The 1,189-nt window shown below is 58.6% G+C and carries 1 protein-coding gene; it reads right to left on the minus strand.

Going from position 1 to position 1,189, the window contains the following annotated elements; genetic code table 11:
• A partial coding sequence (locus tag P0D89_RS53165) for an FAD-binding oxidoreductase (protein WP_408379670.1) occupies positions 1-362 on the minus strand: 362 nt, incomplete at its 3' end.
• Positions 363-1,189 lie beyond the last annotated feature (827 nt).

Below are 1,189 nucleotides of genomic sequence, written 5' to 3' on the forward strand. Positions count from 1 at the left end.
GCGAGGCCAAAGGCGTAGGTCGCGTGATCGAGATCCGCTGCAGTGCAGCCTGGATCGACACGCACGGTGCTGCTCGCTGGGTCGACGCGCACGCTGCGCATCTGCGACAGGTCGATGACCAGTCCACCGTCGCAACTGCCCAAACCGGGCCCGTTGTGTCCGCCTCCGCGGATTGCGAGAAGCAGCTTGTTATCGCGTGCGTAGTTGACCGCTGCTATGACATCGGCGGCGTCGGTGCAGCGAGCGATCACCTTGGGCCGCTTATCAATCATGCCGTTGTAGAGCGCTCGCGCCTCGTCGTAGTCCTTGTCCGACGGAACGATCAGCCTTCCGCGAAATCCCTGAATCGCAAACTCGTCCATGACGCTGCCTCCTCCAAGAGTTCATCCATCGCGCGCGCACGCGCGACGACGCGCTGCCGTACCCAGAAGCCTCGCGCCGAACGGTCGACAAGAACGACATCGGGCGTGTGGAATTAATCGGCATTACGTACCTATTTGGTCGCCGTTCCTAGCCTTAGCCTCGCGCCTTACTTGATGAAAGCATAGTGCGCCGGCGCAATTGCCGAAAGGAACTCCCGATTGGAGACAGTGACAGCAAGACGAGCGAGCAACCAGCCGAATGAAATCCGACCAATCGGCGGCCGTTCTTTAGCCAAGGAGAAAAAAGGGGCGCGTTTAACCGGAGACTTGACGCGGCAGACGGCTGTGAGGCGTGCGACGCAGCCTCAAGTGGGGCCGATACGGGGAATTCCGAAAGTCCCTTGAGCCGGGTTCTGCCGACCGCGTCGGACAGTAATCGGCCATCAAGAGATATTCACCGGGCGCAATTGATCGATCGAAGTCTTTCGGTTAACGGCCATTCAAAAAGTCCGGCGACGAGGCGGTTGCTCCGTGCAGCTGGCTCGGTTTCGGAGTTTCAGTCCGGCTGAATGCGTGTATTTGGTCGGGAGGCCGTCTCGTCCTCCCACCCCGAAATTTTTCGCGAATCGTGCATAAATACGGAGACCGCCAAAGTGACATCACCATCAATCCACGCCCGCACAGGACGATGGTAAAAAGGGGTCTTCGCGGAAAAGTGTGATGGAAATCGCCATTTTTCAGATTCGAGGCAGCATGCAAGTGAGGATCTTCAGGCGCAGATACTCCTCCTCTCGCAATCCGTACGCGCGTCGTTGGATGACCCGAAA

The organism is Paraburkholderia sp. RL18-085-BIA-A, assembly GCF_046027075.1.
Lineage (GTDB): Bacteria > Pseudomonadota > Gammaproteobacteria > Burkholderiales > Burkholderiaceae > Paraburkholderia.